Genomic DNA, 13,883 nt, shown 5'->3' with positions numbered 1-13,883 from the left:
CAGTGGAGTTGAGAGCAGTGGCTGACAACTACGGTTTGCGGGCCGATGCGCCCCAGGGCTGGCAGGTGTCCGTGACCCGAAGGCCCGGCGCCGAACCGGCCCCACCTGCTCAGGTGGGCGCCCGCAGCGCCGCGCCCGCCACGCCGCAGGCCCCTCAGGCGGACGTGACTCGAGCGGTCCTGCACGCGTGCACCCGGCCGATGCCCGCCGACCGCGGCGACTTCGGCAGCAACGTCGTCGACCTGCTGGGTCCCGACGACGTCTTCGTGGCGCTGGTCGACTACGGCGCCGAGGTCGCTGACCAGGGGCTGTTCGAGAACCAGGGCCTGCCGCGCCTCGCGCCCTCCCAGTTCGGTCCCAACCGGCTCCAGCGACCCCTGCCGGGGCTGAGCGCCTCGCAGCACTTCTTCAGCTCCGGCGGGCGGGCCTTCTGCCTGTTCACCGTGGTGGGTTCCCACGCCCGACGGATGGCCTCGGTGCCACGCGCCGCTGCCCTGGTCGCCACGATCCGGATCACCGACCGGGCCACCCTCACCCGACAAGGAGGACGACCATGAGCACCCTGGACGACCTCAACGCCGGCCCCGGCGGGATGGCCGGCTTCGTGGGAAACCTGGCCCGGCGGCTGCGTCCGGTGTCACGCCGCGACGTGCTCGTCGGCGCCACCGTGGCAGCCACGGCCCTGGCCACGAAACCCAGGGAGTACGCCCTCACTCCCGTCGCGGCATACGCCACCATCTGCGGCCCGGGCAACACGGCGGGGACCGGCTGGACAGTCTTCTGCGCGACCATCAACAAGGGCGTCAACACCTGCCCGCCGGGCAGCTTCGCCGCAGGGTGGTGGAAGGCCGCCGACTCATCGTGGTGCGGGGGTGGCTACCGCTACATCGTCGACTGCAACGCCAGCTGCTCGAAGTGCACGACGGGGTGCAGCGACAACATGTGCGACTCCAGGTGCTGGAGCTGTTCGTGCGGCACCGGGTCGTCCGCGACCTGCGACCAGCGACGCATCTGCTGCAACGCGTTCCGCTACGGCCAGTGCAACACCCAGGTCAAGTGCAGCGGCGGCGTGCACTGCCGCGTCGTCAGCTGTCGGCCGCCCTACCAGTGGGCCAGCTGCACCACCACCTCCCTCAGCGACAACCGCACCAGCGAGCACAGCGCGCCGAGCCTGCCGAAGTGGAGCCCGCTGACGGCCAAGTACTACGCCATGGGTGAGCAGGGGTCCTTCCTCAAGGCGTCGACCGGTCCACAGCGATCCGTCGGCGACTCCCGCGGACAGTACGTCGCGTTCCAGGGTGGGCGCATCTGGTGGAGCTCGAAGACCGGTGCCAGGGCGCTGACGTCGTTCGCGGACTCGGTCTACATCGCGGACGGAGGAGCCAGGGGCCACCTGGGCTACCCGATCTCCGACAAGATCACCGGACTCACGGGGGGTGGCTGGATCCAGCTGTTCGAGAAGGGCGCCATCACGGACAGCGCCTCGACGACGACCCAGCTCGTGTGGGGCGCGCGCTGGCCCGCCTGGCAGGCCGCCGGCCGCGAGTCGGGCGTCCTCGGCTATCCCGTGGCGGCCAAGCAGGACCTCGGTGGCGGCGCGTGGATCCAACGGTTCCAGAAGGGTGCCATCACCGACTCGACGGCCACCTATACCCAGGTGGTGGCGGGGGCCATCTACGCCGCCTGGTACCTCGTGGATCGATACGTGGGACCGCTGAAGTACCCCACGTCCGCCGCCGTGACGACTGACCGCGGCTCGTACCAGGCCTTCCAGGGCGGCGAGATCTGGGGGCTGAGCGGGGCGACGGCCTACGAGGTCTACGGGAACGTCCTCGCCGAGTGGAAGGAGGCGGGTGGCGCAACCGGCAGCTACGGCTACCCGGTGAGCCGCACCCAGGCGGCCGGTGGCAGCCGGCTGACCTGCACGTTCGAGGGCGGCACGATCACCGCCTGACCCGCACCTCCCGACGCCCGTCGGCCAGGCGTCGCGTCACCATCGCGGCGTCGAGGCGTTCCAACAGGGGCACCGCCACCCGTCGGGACGTCCCCAGTGCCCGGGTGGCATCGCCCACGGCGAACGGCTGCGGCAGCAGGCGCACGACCTGCTCGGCGACCCCGACGGCGTCACCGGCGAGGACCATCCCACCCAGACGCACGATCTCGCCACGATCGGCCGCGGCGGCGAGGTCGCGGGCGGTGAGCGCCCACGCGTCGAGTTGGTCACGGGACGGTGCCTGCAACGGATGGGCCGACAACCACACCACCAGCGCCCGTATGCCGTCCGCTGCCGTTGGCGTGCCCGGCTGGGCGGATGCTGCCGGATGGCGGCGGGCGCGGCGCAGGGGTGGGTCCACCACGACCACCTCGACACCGGCGATCACCTCCCGCAGACCGGGGTCACGCAGCACCGCTCGGTCGCCGGGGACCAGCGGCACGGGCCGGGGCAACCGCAGCCGGATGTGCCCCTCGCCCAGTCGTTGGGTGCGGACGGGCAGGGCCGCCGTTCCCACGTGCAGGGTGAGGGTCCTCGGGAGCCGCGCCGCGGCGCCAGGCCCGGCCGCGGCGCCAGGCCCGGCCGCGGCGCTAAGCCCGGTCACGTCGATGACCGTCGCCGGGGAGTGCCATGACCCGTCCAGCAGCGCGTCGCCGCGCGAGACATCGGCGGCAGCCACGCCCCTGAGGTTGACCGCCACCCGAGCGGGGCCACTCACCGCCTCCACCTGCTCGCCGCACGACTGCAGGCCCCGCGCGGTGACCTGTCGATCGCGCAGGACGAGGACGTCCCCGACCCGGATCGTCCCGGCCTCGAGCGTGCCGGTCACCACTGTGCCGGCGCCCCGGATCGTGAACGACCGGTCCACCCACAGCCGGACGGGCGCCCCGGCGTCGGGTCGTCCCACAGCCGAAGCCGCGGCCAGGCGGCCCAGGGCAGCTCGCAGGTCAGTCAGGCCCTCGCCGGTCAGTCCGGACACGAGCATGGTCTCCGGCACCGGGATGCCCAAGGAGGCGAAACGCGTGACCGCCTCGCGGGCGGCTGCCTCGCCGGGTGCCACGTCACACCGGGTCACGACGAGCAGGACCTGGTCGATGCCGAGCGCCGCGATGGCCCGGGCGTGCTCCTGCGACTGTGGGCACCACCCGTCGTCGGCCGCCACGACGAACATCACCGCCCTGACCGGCCCGAGGCCAGCGAGCATGTTGCCCGTGAAGTGCTCGTGACCCGGCACGTCGACGAGGCTGACCCGGCGCCCGTCGATCTCGGTCCAGGCATAGCCGAGGTCGATCGTCAGGCCCCGTCGGCGTTCCTCAGCCCAGCGGTCCGGTTCCTGACCGGTGAGCAGGCGGACCAGGGTCGACTTCCCGTGGTCGACGTGACCTGCCGTCGCGACGACGGCCATCAGCGGCACACCCGTTAACCGACGACGTCGCGGATCGCCTGGGCCACCGACGGATCGGCGGACTCGGGGATGCAACGCAGGTCGACCAGGCAGTGACCCCGCTCGACCCGCGCCAGGACGGGCCGGGCCTGGAGACGCAAGGCCGCGGCATACGCCTCGGGGAGGGCAACGGCCCACCCGGGCAGGGTGTGGCCCGGGGCGCCACCGCCACCGACGACGCCGTCGGCGGGGACCGTGGTGGCCAGCCCGGGGGGCAACGCCGCGACGAGGGCGTCGCAGCGGGCCCGGAGCCGCTCGGGGTCCGCCTCGAGGGCCTCCCACACCGGGGGGCGTGGACCGCGGAGGGTGGCTTCGAGCGCGGCCAGGGTCGTCTTGTCGGCGCGGACCGCCCGGGCCAGGGGGTGGCGGCGCAGCCGCGTCACGGTGTCGACCTGGCCGAGCACCAGCCCGGCCTGCGGGCCCCCGAGCAGCTTGTCACCGCTGCAGGTCACGACCGCTGCACCGTCGGCCAGGGAGCGCGCCGCGTCGGGCTGGTCGGGCAGCAGGCGGTGCGGTCGGAGCAGCCCGCTGCCGATGTCGTGCACCACCGGCGGCCCCAGCGCGGCGAGGGCGGCCACCGGGACGGCTGAGGTGAACCCCTCGACGCGGAAGTTGCTGGGGTGCACCTTGAGGATGCAGCCGGTGTCCGGGCCGATCGCGGCCTCGTAGTCGGCCAGGGTCGTGCGGTTGGTCGTGCCCACCTCGCGCAGTCGGGCGCCGGCACTGGCAATGAGGTCCGGCAGCCGGAAGCCGTCGCCGATCTCGACCATCTCACCACGGCTCACGACGACCTCGCGTCCGGCAGCCAGGGCCGTGGTGGCCAGGACCAGGGCCGCCGCCCCGTTGTTGACCACGAGGGCTGCCTCGGCCTCGGGCAACACCTCGAGGATCGCCGCGATCGTGCCGCGGCCCCTGGTCGAGCGCCGACCGGTCGCCAGGTCGAGCTCGACGTCGACGGTGCCGGCGGCCGCGGTCATCGCCTCGACGGCGGCCTCCGACAGCGGTGCCCGACCCAGGTTGGTGTGGATGACGACGCCGGTCGCGTTGAGGACGGGGCGCAGCGTCGTGGACAGGGTGGGCAGAGCCGCGAGCGCCGCCGCAGCCACCTGGTCGGGCGCGATGCCCCCGGCCCTCGCTTCGTCCTGGGCGGCCTGGACAGCGGCCCGCACGGTGTCCCGCCCGAACCGCGAAATCGCCTGCGCCACAGCCGGTTCCGCGAGGACGCTGTCCGTGCGCGGCACGAGGCGACGGGCGTCCGTCGGGTGCGGCTGCGGCATACGACCTCCTGTCGGTGGCGGAGGCGGACGGGAATCGAACCCGCCCAGCCGAGGTGCTCGGCTGCACCGGTTTTGAAGACCGGGAGGGCCACCAGGCGCCTGTACGCCTCCGCTGGCGAGGCTAGCGTAGGAACCGTGACCGATCCGAGCGTGACCCCGATGCTCGCCGCCCCGCGAGAGCCCGTGCGGCTGACGCAGTATGCCGCGGGCGGCGGCTGCGCCTGCAAGATCCCGCCGGGCGAGCTCGAGGAGATCGTGCGCGGGCTCGGGGGGCAGGCCGCGCCCGAGCTGCTCGTCGGTCTCGACGACGGGGACGACGGCGCCGTCATCCGGGTCTGCGACGGCACGGCCGTGATCAGCACCGCCGACTTCTTCACACCCGTGGTCGACGACGCCTACGACTTCGGGCGAATCGTGGCGGCCAATGCCCTCTCGGACGTCTACGCCATGGGTGGCCGTCCGGTGCTCGCGATCAACCTGGTCGGCTGGCCGCGGTCGGTGCTGCCGCTCGAGCTGCTCCGTGAGGTGCTGCGCGGTGGCCTCGACGTGGCCGGGCAGGCGGGCTGCCCGGTGGCCGGAGGGCACAGCATCGACGACCCCGAGCCCAAGTACGGCATGGCCGTCACCGGAATCGCCGACCCGGATCGGTTGCTGCGCAACGACTCTGCGCGTCCCGGGCTGCCGATCTCCCTCACCAAACCGATCGGCGTGGGCGTCCTCAACAACCGTCACAAGGCCACCGGCGAGGTCTTCCCTCAGGCCATCGCCTCGATGGTCGAGCTCAACGACGTCGCGAGCGCGGCGGCCCTGGCGGCAGGGGTGGAGGCGGCGACCGATGTCACCGGGTTCGGGTTGCTGGGTCACCTGTTCAAGCTGCTCCGAGCCTCAGGGGTCGGGGCTGTGCTCGACGGGGCGACCGTGCCGGTGCTCGATGGCGCGTGGGAGGCCCTGCGCGCCGGCTTCGTCAGCGGGGGCACCCGGCGCAACCTCGAGTGGGTGCGCCCGCACCTCGACGGCGGAGCCTCCGAGGAAGTGCTGCTCATGTTGGCGGACGCGCAGACCAGCGGGGGCCTGCTCGTCGTCGGCGAGGTGCCAGGGGCGCCGGTCATCGGGCACACCGTGGCGGGGCCCCACCGGATCGAGATCCGCTGAACGCGGACCGATTCGCCGAACACGATTCGCCGAAAACCTTGTGAGTGAGTGCGGTTCGGCGCACGCTGGGGTCATGGCGAGGTACGAGCTCATCGCGCACAACCGGGCCGGTCAGCCGCACGGCCGTCCGGTGTTCGTCACGGCGGACAGCCCGGGCGAGGCCGTCATGCTCGGCGCTCCGACGCTGCGCCGCGTCATCGAGCGCGACCACCTCCACGCCGACCTGTATGCCGTGTACCGCCACCGCCGGGTCCGTGGGCGCCGACTCGTGGGGGCGTTCTCACCGGACGGTCCGGAGTCCGGGACGGCCGGGGTCCGCGAACCCCGGCGCCCGCTCCCCACCCCGCCGAGCCTGCGCGCGGAGGCCGAGTTGCCGGCATACCCGGACAACTGAGGCAGGCACTCCTCGGGCGCGACTCGCAGGCAGTAGCGTGTGCCCACTTCACCTTCCCCCGGAGGCCACCATGCCGCAGTTCGACCACACGCTGTCCGTCAGCGCCCCGCCGTCAGCCATCTTCGCGATCGTCGACGACTTCACCAAGACCCCGCAGTGGCTGTCCCGCTGCACCGGGATCGACAAGCTCGACGAGGGCGGCAACGACGTCGGCACCCGGCTGAAGTACCACTACAACGACGGTCGTCGCAGCGGCACGATGGACGGGCAGATCATCGCGCGCGAGCCAGACCGTCACTTCGCGATGAAGTTCACCGACAAGATGATGGACGTGACGGTCGACTTCGTCGCGGCGTCCGACGGTGTGGGCTCCACGCTGACCCACTCGATCGACATCGCCACCAAGGGAATTGGCAAGCTCTTCACGCCGATGATCAAGCGGAGCCTGCCCAAGCAGACGATGGACGCGATGACCAAGCTCAAGGCGATGGCCGAGGCCTCCTGAGGGTTGCGCACTGCAGGGCTCTTGGCGCTTCGCCGCAAAGGGTGCACACGGCATACCTGCCGCTCTAGGCTGCAATTGTTCGCTGGTGTTGGACCACTCACGGAGGTGCACTGATGGCGGGGAAGTTCGAGCTCTACCAAGACAAGGCTGGCAAGTACCGCTTCCGGCTCAAGGCCGGCAACGGCCAGGTGGTCGCCGTGGGCGAGGCCTACGAGACGAAGGCGGCTGCGCGCGCCGATTTCGGTATGCCGCGCGGGGCCAGGTCGTGTGCGCGCACGGTGCGCTCCTGCGTTCGCCGGAGTTGCGCACGGCACTGATGCCGCGAGGATGGCCCGGTGAGCGGCGAGCAGTGGAGGGCGTGGACGGCCCGCGTCGCCGTGGTGGTGGCGGGGGTGGTGGTCTTCGTCGCGCTGTCGCGGTTGTGGACGTTCGCCAACACCGACGACCCCACCCTGATCGAGAACGGCGCCATCGCACGGGTCGCGGCCAGCGCGTGCGCGCGGATGCGCGACACGGCGTCCGCAACCGCGGTGGCGACGACCGCGCCGATCCCCCAGCGCGTCGGCGCCATCAACGCGCAGAACGACGCCGTCGTCGACCTCGTCACCACGATGAACGGGATCGGACGGGCGCGGCTCGAGGCCGACCAGCCTGCCGCCGAGTGGCTCGAGGACTGGCAGCGGCTGGTGTCGGCGCGCGATGCCTATGCGCGCTCGCTGGCTGCCGGGAAGCCCACGCCGATGGCGCTGCCGACGATCGGGGGCAGGGGACTCGTCGAGCGGCTCAACAACGTCGGCCTGAACTGCCGCGTCCCCCTGGTGCTCCTGGCGCCCTGACCCGGCCGCAACCTGGGCGCCCTCCGGGGGGCTCAGGTTGCGGGGTCAGCCCTGGGTCAGCTCGGCGATCTGGGTGCGGGCGGCGGTGACCAGCTCGGCGTTCGTGTGGGCGTGACCCCAGAGGCCCCAGCCACCCTCGACGGCCTCGGTCAGCATCACCCAGGTCCGGCGCGCGAGGGCTTCGTCCCCGGCTGCGGCGACGACGATGGCCGTGAGCCGCTCGACGACGGCTAGCTGCTTGTCGCGGTCGAGGGCTCCGGCATTGGTGAGCACCTGCACCCGGACATAGCTGGAGTCGCCGTCGACGTTCGCGATTGAGTCGGCCGGCAGGTCGTGCACGAAGGCCGCGGTGTTCTTGCGGAACATCGGGATGTCCGGCACCTGCTCGACCTCCTTCACCGCGCTGGCGAGGTCGACGGCGAGCTGGTGCTTGTCGGCGAAGGTGCCGGGGGCGGCATACACATCGATCATGGGCATGGTGGACTCCTGATTCAAAAAGTAGGACGGTTGTCATAGTCCACTATGATGATCGCCATAGTCAAGGACGAGGAGGCCACGTGGGGAGTTCGGCGCGCCAGCGGATGGTGGACAGCGCGATCGTGCTGCTGGCCAAGGGGGGCTACCAGGCGACGTCGTTCTCGTCGGTGTTGGAGGTGTCGCAGGCGCCGCGCGGTTCGATCTACCACCACTTCCCGGACGGGAAGGACCAGCTCATCGCTGCGGCGGTGGAGCTGGCCGGGGCGAGGGCGGTCGCGGTGCTCGACAGCCTGGACGGGTTGCCTGCGCCGGAGGTCGTGGACGGGTTCATGGTGCTGTGGCGCACCGTGCTCGAGCGCTCGAACTTCGGGGCTGGCTGTTCGGTGCTGGCCGTCACGGTCTCGAGCGGGTCCGACGAGCTGCTCGACGCGGCGGCGGACGTGTTCCGCTCGTGGGGCGCGCGGTTGGCCAAGCTGTTGGAGCACGGGGGACTCGCGCGCGATGACGCGGCGTCCTTCGCAACGATGGTGATGGCCGCGTCGGAAGGGGCGGTCGTGCTGGCTCGGGCGCGACGCAGCCTGGAGCCGTTCGACCAGGTCGCGACCCAGCTCCGCGAAGACGCCGAGCGCCGGATGCGCTGAGTGCTTCAGGGTGCCTCAGCTCGCCCGGGGGATGACCACCGTTCCGCACTGTTCGCAGCGGAACGCGGGGGCGCTGTGGTTGAAGAAGCCCCGTGTCAGCAGGATGCCGGTCAGGTCACCGGCCAGTCCGCGCGCCTGCTTGAACTTCACGCCGGGCGAGCGCCCCACGACAACGCCTTCGCTCATGCCTGGCGTCGAGCAGGTCGGGCAGTCAGATGAAGTGCGGGTCACGATTCAGATCCTGCACCACGCGAGCACCCAGGGTGCGACCCTCGGTCGTTGACCGTCACCGTCACAGCGCAGGTAGCGCCCGCTAGGCGTGGGCGAGGATCTGGGTGACGGCGCGGTTGATGACGTCGAGACCCTCGCGGGTGACCGTCGGGCCGCCGCTGGTGGCGGTTGCGCGGTTGTGGCAGGCAGCACCCCACGGGAGTCCCGCCTGCTTGGCGAGGGCGCGGCCCATCGCCGGAACGGTCCCGACCTTGACGCCACAACGAGCGGCGGCTGTTTCGAAGACGTCCAGGGGCAGCTGGACTCCCTCGCCGACGGGCTGCGAGGGGAGGCCGAGCTGCCGGCAGAGGCGGTCGACCTGCTCCTGCTCGGAGACCCCACCTCGGGTGCCGCTGCCGTTCAGGCCGGGGAATGCGCGATCGTCATCACCGAGGCAGGAAGAGCACCATGCAGGGTTCATTCCATGTCGGCAGTCATCGCTCATGTGCTAACTGTACGTCCCTTGAGAGGCGCCTCCGTCCGCGACGAAGTGTGCGCCCCCCGCAATGGCACCCGGAGGGGTTGCCCGCAGAGTCGGAATGGGGCGCTCAGCGAGCTGGAAACTAGTCCACCCTGCCGTACCCGAACACGTGGCAGGTCAGGACATCGATCTCGCGACGCGGATCGCCGAAGAAGGCGCCGATTCGGTGGGTCACTCGCAGGAACGGTCGTTCGCGGGCGGCTCCGTTCTCGCGCCAGTTCGAATTGGGCACGACGAGGAAGAGGTGCTGGACGTCGTGGTTGTTGTTCACGGTGCCTCCCCGCTCCACCTCGGCAATGATTCCCTGACCATCGGCCAGCTTGAAGTAGAAGTCCGGGCGGGGCTTGGAGACGATGCCCGACTCCGGGGTGAGGAGTACCTCTTCGTCGAAGCTTCTCCGCGAGCGGGGCAGGCCGGGCCGGCGGCCGAACGGCGAAGGCCCCGCGCGGCATACCGGCGGGGCCTTGGTCTTGCGTTGTCGAGCGAATTCGCGGTGGAGCCAAGGGGACTCGAACCCCTAACCCCCTGCTTGCAAAGCAGGTGCGCTACCAATTGCGCCATGGCCCCGTCGGATCGCGGTCCGGCACGAGGCCGGCCCGGTCACCTGGGTTGGTTGCCCGGTGTTGATGCCTAGTTCGGGGAGTCCGTCGCCTCGGCCCAGAGGTCCTTCTCGGCCTGTTGGGCCTTGAGCTTCCGCTGGATTGCCGTGGCGCCGATGGCCGTCACGATGAGGAGCAGGAGCTTCTTCATGGGCCGTCGCCTTCCCTCGCTGAGCAACCGCGGGGATCGGGATTGGTGGGCCTAACAGGACTTGAACCTGTGGCCTCTTCCTTATCAGGGAAGCGCTCTAACCGTCTGAGCTATAGGCCCGTGAGCCCAATCTCCGCTGCGCCACAGGAGGTGGCGCGAGGCACGAGGTTACAGCACCGGCATCCGCACAACCAAAACGGTTCCGGCAGGCCGTCCCGGGCGCCGATCGTCACGCAAAACGGCCGTTGCGAGGCAACACGGGGGTTGTAACTCCCGGGTTGCGTCGCAACGGCCGTTTTGCGAAAAGCAGGGGTCGGGTCAGTCGTCGGTCAGGGTGAGCTGGAGGCCGCCGACCAGGGCCGAGCAGATGTTGTAGAGGAAGGCGCCGAGCGTCGACAGGGCGGTCAGCAGGATGACGTCGATGACCCCGATGACGATCGACAGGGACAGCACCCGGCCGAAGCCGAGGAAGTCCATGATGTCGAACGGGTTCTCCGAGTCGCTGATGATCGTGCCGACCAGGCGGTTGACCTCGCTGAAGACGCCCATGCCCGACAGGATCATCCACAGCACCGCCACCATCACGACGCCGGCGATGCCCAGGGCGACCGAGATGAGGAACGACATCTTCATCGCCGACCAGGGGTCGACGCGCGAGACGGTGAGCTTGACGCGACGGGCTCGGGCGGCCGCGGCGGCGGACTGAGGGCCCGTCGGACGACCCGGCGCACCGGCCGGACGTGAGGCTCCCGGGGTCGAGCCCGCCTGGCCCTGGCTCACACTGGGGGCGGAACCTCCCTGGGGGAGGGCCGACCTGCTGGTCTGGCCTGCCGTGCTCACTCGCTACCTCCACTGGCGTCGCTCTCAGGTGCGTCGGACGCCTGCTCGGCACCACCGGCAACCTGCTCGTTTCCAGACGACGGTACGGCATCAGCGGCTGCCGAGGCGTCTTCAGTGGTCGCGTCGGACGCATCAACTGCGTCACGCACGTCACCTGCGTCACCCCCGTCAACCGCGACGGCCGCTTCGCCGGTCTCCAGGTCGACGGCTTCGCCTGCCTCCAGGTCGGCCACCTCGCCCTCGTCCACGGCCCGCTCAGGGTTCCTGGCCAGCGCGACGACCGAGTCCCCGGTGCCGGGGTTGGCGAACTTCATGCCCTGGGTGTTGCGGCCGCGCCGCGTGACCGGGCTGACCGGCATACGGACGATGTTGCCCTTGCCCATGATGACCAGGACCTCGTCGTCCTCGCTCACCGTGAGGGCCCCGACGAGGTCGCCGTTGCGCTCGGTGATCTTGGCGACGGCGACACCGAGCCCACCACGGCCCTTGGCGTTCCAGTCGGAGGCCGGCGAGCGCTTGGCCATGCCGTTCTCGAAGACCACGAACACGTCGGGGTCTTCGCCCTCGTGGATGACGCTCAGCGACAGCAGCGAGTCGTCGCCACGGAACCGCATGCCGGTCACCCCGCTCGTCGCGCGACCCATCGGCCGCAGCTGGGCGTCGGTCGCGTGGAAGCGGACCGACTGCGCCTTGCGCGAGACCAGCAGCAGGTCGTCGGTCGGGGACGCGAGGTCCGCGGCCACGAGCTCGTCGCCCTCCTTGAGGTTGACGGCGATCAGTCCGCCCGACCGCGGGGAGTCGTAGTCGCCGAGGCGGGTCTTCTTGACCAGGCCGTTCTTGGTGGCGAGCACGAGGTAGGGCTGCTGGGCATAGTCCCGCACGTCGAGGACCTGGGCGATCTTCTCGTCGGGCTGGAACGCGAGCAGGTTGGCGACGTGCTGGCCCTTCGCGTCGCGCCCGGAGTCGGGCAGCTCATAGGCCTTGGCGCGGTAGACCCGGCCGAGGTTGGTGAAGAAGAGCAGCCAGTGGTGCGATGTCGTGGTGAAGAAGTGGTCGACCATGTCGTCGCCGCGCAGCGCGGCCCCGCGGACGCCCTTGCCGCCCCGGCCCTGCGAACGGTAGGCGTCGACCCGGGTGCGCTTGGCGTAGCCACCACGGGTGATGGTGACGACCACGTCCTCCTCGGGGATGAGGTCCTCCATCGACATGTCGCCGTCGAAGAACTCGATCCGGGTGCGCCGGTCGTCACCGAACTTGTCGACGATGTCGCCCAGCTCGGTGGACACGATGGACCGCTGCCGCTCCGGCTTGGCGAGGATGTCCTCGAAGTCCAGGATCATCGCCTCGAGCTCGTTGTGCTCGTCGATGATCTTCTGGCGCTCGAGGGCGGCCAGCCGGCGCAGCTGCATCTCGAGGATGGCGCGGGCCTGCAGCTCGTCGATGCCGAGCAGCTCGATCAGGCCGTCGCGGGCCGACTCGACGGTGGGCGAGCGCCGGATGAGGGCGATGACCTCGTCGAGGGCATCGAGCGCCTTGAGCAGACCACGCAGCACGTGGATCTGGGCCTCGGCCTTGCGCAGCCGGAACGCCGTCCGCCGCTGGATGACCTCGATCTGGTGCTCGACCCAGTGCCGGATGAAGGCGTCGATCGGCAGCGTGCGCGGCACCCCGTCGACCAGGGCGAGCATGTTGGCGCCGAAGTTGTTCTGCAGCTGGGTGTGCTTGTAGAGGTTGTTGAGCACGACCTTGGCCACGGCGTCGCGCTTGAGCACGATGACCAGGCGCTGGCCGGTGCGACCCGAGGTCTCGTCGCGGATGTCGGCGATGCCCGAGAGGCGGCCGTCCTTGATGAGCTCGGCGATCTTCTGGGCCAGGGTGTCGGGGTTGACCTGGTAGGGCAGCTCGGTGACCACGAGGCACTGCCGACCCTGGATCTCCTCGACCTCGACGACCGCGCGCATGATGACCGAGCCACGGCCGGTGCGGTAGGCGTCCTCGATGCCCTTGCGTCCCAGGATCAGCGCGCCGGTCGGGAAGTCCGGGCCGGTGATCCGGGCGAACACGGCGTCGAACGTCTCGTCGCGGGTGGCGTCCGGGTGGGCGAGCAGCCACTGGGCGGCGTCGGCCACCTCACGCAGGTTGTGCGGCGGGATGTTGGTGGCCATGCCCACGGCAATACCGGAGCTGCCGTTGACGAGCAGGTTGGGGAACCGGCTCGGCAGGACGACGGGTTCCTGGGTCTTGCCGTCGTAGTTGTCGCGGAAGTCGACCGTGTCCTGGTCGATGTCACGCACCATCTCCATGGCCAGCGGCGCCATCCGGCACTCGGTGTATCGCGGCGCGGCAGCCGGGTCGTCGCCCGGGCTGCCGAAGTTGCCCTGGCCGTCGACCAGCGGGTAGCGCAGCGACCAGTCCTGCACGAGGCGGACGAGGGCGTCGTAGATCGAGGAGTCACCGTGCGGGTGGTACTGACCCATCACCTCACCGACGACGCGGCTGCACTTGTTGTAGCCGCGGTCGGGGCGGTAGCCACCGTCGAACATCGCGTAGACGACGCGGCGGTGCACCGGCTTGAGGCCGTCGCGCACGTCGGGCAGCGCCCGGCTCACGATCACCGTCATCGCGTAGTCGATGTAGCTGCGCTGCATCTCGGTGTTGAGGTCGACCGCTTCGGTGCGGTCGTACTCGATCGGCGGTATCTCAGTCATGAATTCCCTTGTCCGTCAATGCAGTTCAACAGCCGTGCAGTTCACCAGCCGTGCCAATCACCAGCAGTGGGTATGCCGCGCGGCTGGTTTCACGTGGAACCTGACCACGCGGCAT

The 13,883-nt window shown here is 70.5% G+C and carries 17 protein-coding genes and 3 tRNA genes; 8 read left to right on the top strand and 12 right to left on the bottom strand.

Annotated features, from left to right (window positions below; genetic code table 11):
* Positions 1-17: 17 nt before the first annotated feature.
* Both AC1DYG_RS05235 and AC1DYG_RS05230 read left to right on the top strand, forming a co-directional pair.
* On the top strand, positions 18-557 hold the full coding sequence (locus AC1DYG_RS05235; protein WP_477638825.1) for a hypothetical protein: 540 nt from the start codon (positions 18-20) through the stop codon (positions 555-557).
* Positions 554-1,954, top strand: a complete 1,401-nt coding sequence (locus AC1DYG_RS05230) for an LGFP repeat-containing protein (RefSeq protein WP_477638824.1) — start codon at positions 554-556, stop codon at positions 1,952-1,954. Before AC1DYG_RS05235 ends, AC1DYG_RS05230 begins: the two co-directional genes overlap by 4 nt.
* Here AC1DYG_RS05230 and AC1DYG_RS05225 read toward each other — a convergent pair.
* From AC1DYG_RS05225 to AC1DYG_RS05215, 3 genes are all read right to left on the bottom strand, one after another.
* Positions 1,944-3,398, bottom strand: coding sequence for a selenocysteine-specific translation elongation factor (locus AC1DYG_RS05225; protein ID WP_477638873.1), 1,455 nt, complete (start codon positions 3,396-3,398; stop codon positions 1,944-1,946). The two genes, AC1DYG_RS05230 and AC1DYG_RS05225, sit on opposite strands and share 11 nt — an antisense overlap.
* Before the next feature lie 14 nt (positions 3,399-3,412).
* Positions 3,413-4,714, bottom strand: coding sequence for an L-seryl-tRNA(Sec) selenium transferase (selA, locus tag AC1DYG_RS05220; protein ID WP_477638823.1), 1,302 nt, complete (start codon positions 4,712-4,714; stop codon positions 3,413-3,415).
* A 15-nt stretch (positions 4,715-4,729) separates the two neighbouring features.
* Positions 4,730-4,825, bottom strand: a tRNA-Sec gene (locus AC1DYG_RS05215).
* 48 nt (positions 4,826-4,873) lie between these two features.
* Here AC1DYG_RS05215 and selD point away from each other — a divergent pair.
* The 5 genes from selD to AC1DYG_RS05190 all read left to right on the top strand — a co-directional run bounded on the left by selD (position 4,874) and on the right by AC1DYG_RS05190 (position 7,601).
* Positions 4,874-5,866 carry a selenide, water dikinase SelD gene (gene selD / locus AC1DYG_RS05210; protein ID WP_477638872.1) on the top strand — a complete coding sequence of 331 codons (993 nt, stop codon included), beginning with the start codon at positions 4,874-4,876 and terminating at the stop codon, positions 5,864-5,866.
* Positions 5,867-5,939: 73 nt separating this feature from the next.
* A complete protein-coding gene (locus tag AC1DYG_RS05205) occupies positions 5,940-6,260 on the top strand; it encodes a hypothetical protein (RefSeq protein WP_477638822.1) in 321 nt (106 codons plus the stop codon).
* A gap of 70 nt (positions 6,261-6,330) precedes the next feature.
* Complete coding sequence (locus AC1DYG_RS05200; protein WP_477638821.1) at positions 6,331-6,765, top strand: SRPBCC family protein; 435 nt, start codon at positions 6,331-6,333, stop codon at positions 6,763-6,765.
* A 113-nt stretch (positions 6,766-6,878) separates the two neighbouring features.
* Positions 6,879-7,082, top strand: coding sequence for a YegP family protein (locus tag AC1DYG_RS05195; RefSeq protein ID WP_477638820.1), 204 nt, complete (start codon positions 6,879-6,881; stop codon positions 7,080-7,082).
* 18 nt (positions 7,083-7,100) lie between these two features.
* Positions 7,101-7,601: a hypothetical protein gene (locus AC1DYG_RS05190; protein ID WP_477638819.1), complete on the top strand. Its 501-nt coding sequence runs from the start codon at positions 7,101-7,103 to the stop codon at positions 7,599-7,601.
* Positions 7,602-7,646: 45 nt separating this feature from the next.
* Here AC1DYG_RS05190 and AC1DYG_RS05185 read toward each other — a convergent pair whose 3' ends face one another.
* A complete protein-coding gene (locus tag AC1DYG_RS05185; protein WP_477638818.1) occupies positions 7,647-8,078 on the bottom strand; it encodes a hypothetical protein in 432 nt (143 codons plus the stop codon).
* A gap of 80 nt (positions 8,079-8,158) precedes the next feature.
* Here AC1DYG_RS05185 and AC1DYG_RS05180 point away from each other — a divergent pair, with 80 nt between their 5' ends.
* Positions 8,159-8,719, top strand: a complete 561-nt coding sequence (locus AC1DYG_RS05180) for a TetR/AcrR family transcriptional regulator (RefSeq protein ID WP_477638817.1) — start codon at positions 8,159-8,161, stop codon at positions 8,717-8,719.
* 15 nt (positions 8,720-8,734) lie between these two features.
* Here AC1DYG_RS05180 and AC1DYG_RS05175 read toward each other — a convergent pair whose 3' ends face one another.
* The 8 genes from AC1DYG_RS05175 to gyrA all read right to left on the bottom strand — a co-directional run bounded on the left by AC1DYG_RS05175 (position 8,735) and on the right by gyrA (position 13,768).
* The gene (locus tag AC1DYG_RS05175; RefSeq protein ID WP_477638816.1) at positions 8,735-8,950 is read right to left on the bottom strand and encodes a PF20097 family protein; all 216 of its coding nucleotides are present in this window, start codon (positions 8,948-8,950) and stop codon (positions 8,735-8,737) included.
* An 82-nt stretch (positions 8,951-9,032) separates the two neighbouring features.
* On the bottom strand, positions 9,033-9,434 hold the full coding sequence (locus AC1DYG_RS05170; protein WP_477638815.1) for a hypothetical protein: 402 nt from the start codon (positions 9,432-9,434) through the stop codon (positions 9,033-9,035).
* A gap of 118 nt (positions 9,435-9,552) precedes the next feature.
* Positions 9,553-9,741, bottom strand: a complete 189-nt coding sequence (locus AC1DYG_RS05165) for a hypothetical protein (protein ID WP_477638814.1) — start codon at positions 9,739-9,741, stop codon at positions 9,553-9,555.
* Positions 9,742-9,964: 223 nt separating this feature from the next.
* A tRNA-Ala gene (locus tag AC1DYG_RS05160) sits at positions 9,965-10,037 on the bottom strand.
* A 63-nt stretch (positions 10,038-10,100) separates the two neighbouring features.
* Positions 10,101-10,220, bottom strand: a complete 120-nt coding sequence (locus AC1DYG_RS05155) for a DLW-39 family protein (RefSeq protein ID WP_477638813.1) — start codon at positions 10,218-10,220, stop codon at positions 10,101-10,103.
* A 43-nt stretch (positions 10,221-10,263) separates the two neighbouring features.
* Positions 10,264-10,340, bottom strand: a tRNA-Ile gene (locus tag AC1DYG_RS05150).
* 198 nt (positions 10,341-10,538) lie between these two features.
* A complete protein-coding gene (locus AC1DYG_RS05145; RefSeq protein ID WP_477638812.1) occupies positions 10,539-11,060 on the bottom strand; it encodes a DUF3566 domain-containing protein in 522 nt (173 codons plus the stop codon).
* Positions 11,057-13,768 carry a DNA gyrase subunit A gene (gene gyrA, locus AC1DYG_RS05140; RefSeq protein WP_477638811.1) on the bottom strand — a complete coding sequence of 904 codons (2,712 nt, stop codon included), beginning with the start codon at positions 13,766-13,768 and terminating at the stop codon, positions 11,057-11,059. The genes AC1DYG_RS05145 and gyrA overlap by 4 nt, the downstream gene beginning before the upstream one ends.
* Positions 13,769-13,883: the final 115 nt, after the last annotated feature.

It is taken from the genome of Pedococcus sp. P1_H8 (genome assembly GCF_056405175.1).
The sequence above is the reverse complement of the archived record's forward strand: the minus strand, read 5'-3'. Positions and strand labels throughout refer to the sequence as shown.

Excerpts from the sequence above, each read along its gene's own strand:
- AC1DYG_RS05185 (WP_477638818.1), bottom strand. The coding sequence starts at position 8,078 with ATGCCCATGATCGATGTGTATGCCGCCCCCGGCACCTTCGCCGACAAG.
- selA (WP_477638823.1), bottom strand. The coding sequence starts at position 4,714 with ATGCCGCAGCCGCACCCGACGGACGCCCGTCGCCTCGTGCCGCGCACG.
- AC1DYG_RS05155 (WP_477638813.1), bottom strand. The coding sequence starts at position 10,220 with ATGAAGAAGCTCCTGCTCCTCATCGTGACGGCCATCGGCGCCACGGCA.
- AC1DYG_RS05170 (WP_477638815.1), bottom strand. The coding sequence starts at position 9,434 with ATGAGCGATGACTGCCGACATGGAATGAACCCTGCATGGTGCTCTTCC.
- AC1DYG_RS05230 (WP_477638824.1), top strand. The coding sequence starts at position 554 with ATGAGCACCCTGGACGACCTCAACGCCGGCCCCGGCGGGATGGCCGGC.
- AC1DYG_RS05225 (WP_477638873.1), bottom strand. The coding sequence starts at position 3,398 with ATGGCCGTCGTCGCGACGGCAGGTCACGTCGACCACGGGAAGTCGACC.
- gyrA (WP_477638811.1), bottom strand. The coding sequence starts at position 13,768 with ATGACTGAGATACCGCCGATCGAGTACGACCGCACCGAAGCGGTCGAC.
- AC1DYG_RS05195 (WP_477638820.1), top strand. The coding sequence starts at position 6,879 with ATGGCGGGGAAGTTCGAGCTCTACCAAGACAAGGCTGGCAAGTACCGC.
- selD (WP_477638872.1), top strand. The coding sequence starts at position 4,874 with ATGCTCGCCGCCCCGCGAGAGCCCGTGCGGCTGACGCAGTATGCCGCG.
- AC1DYG_RS05200 (WP_477638821.1), top strand. The coding sequence starts at position 6,331 with ATGCCGCAGTTCGACCACACGCTGTCCGTCAGCGCCCCGCCGTCAGCC.
- AC1DYG_RS05205 (WP_477638822.1), top strand. The coding sequence starts at position 5,940 with ATGGCGAGGTACGAGCTCATCGCGCACAACCGGGCCGGTCAGCCGCAC.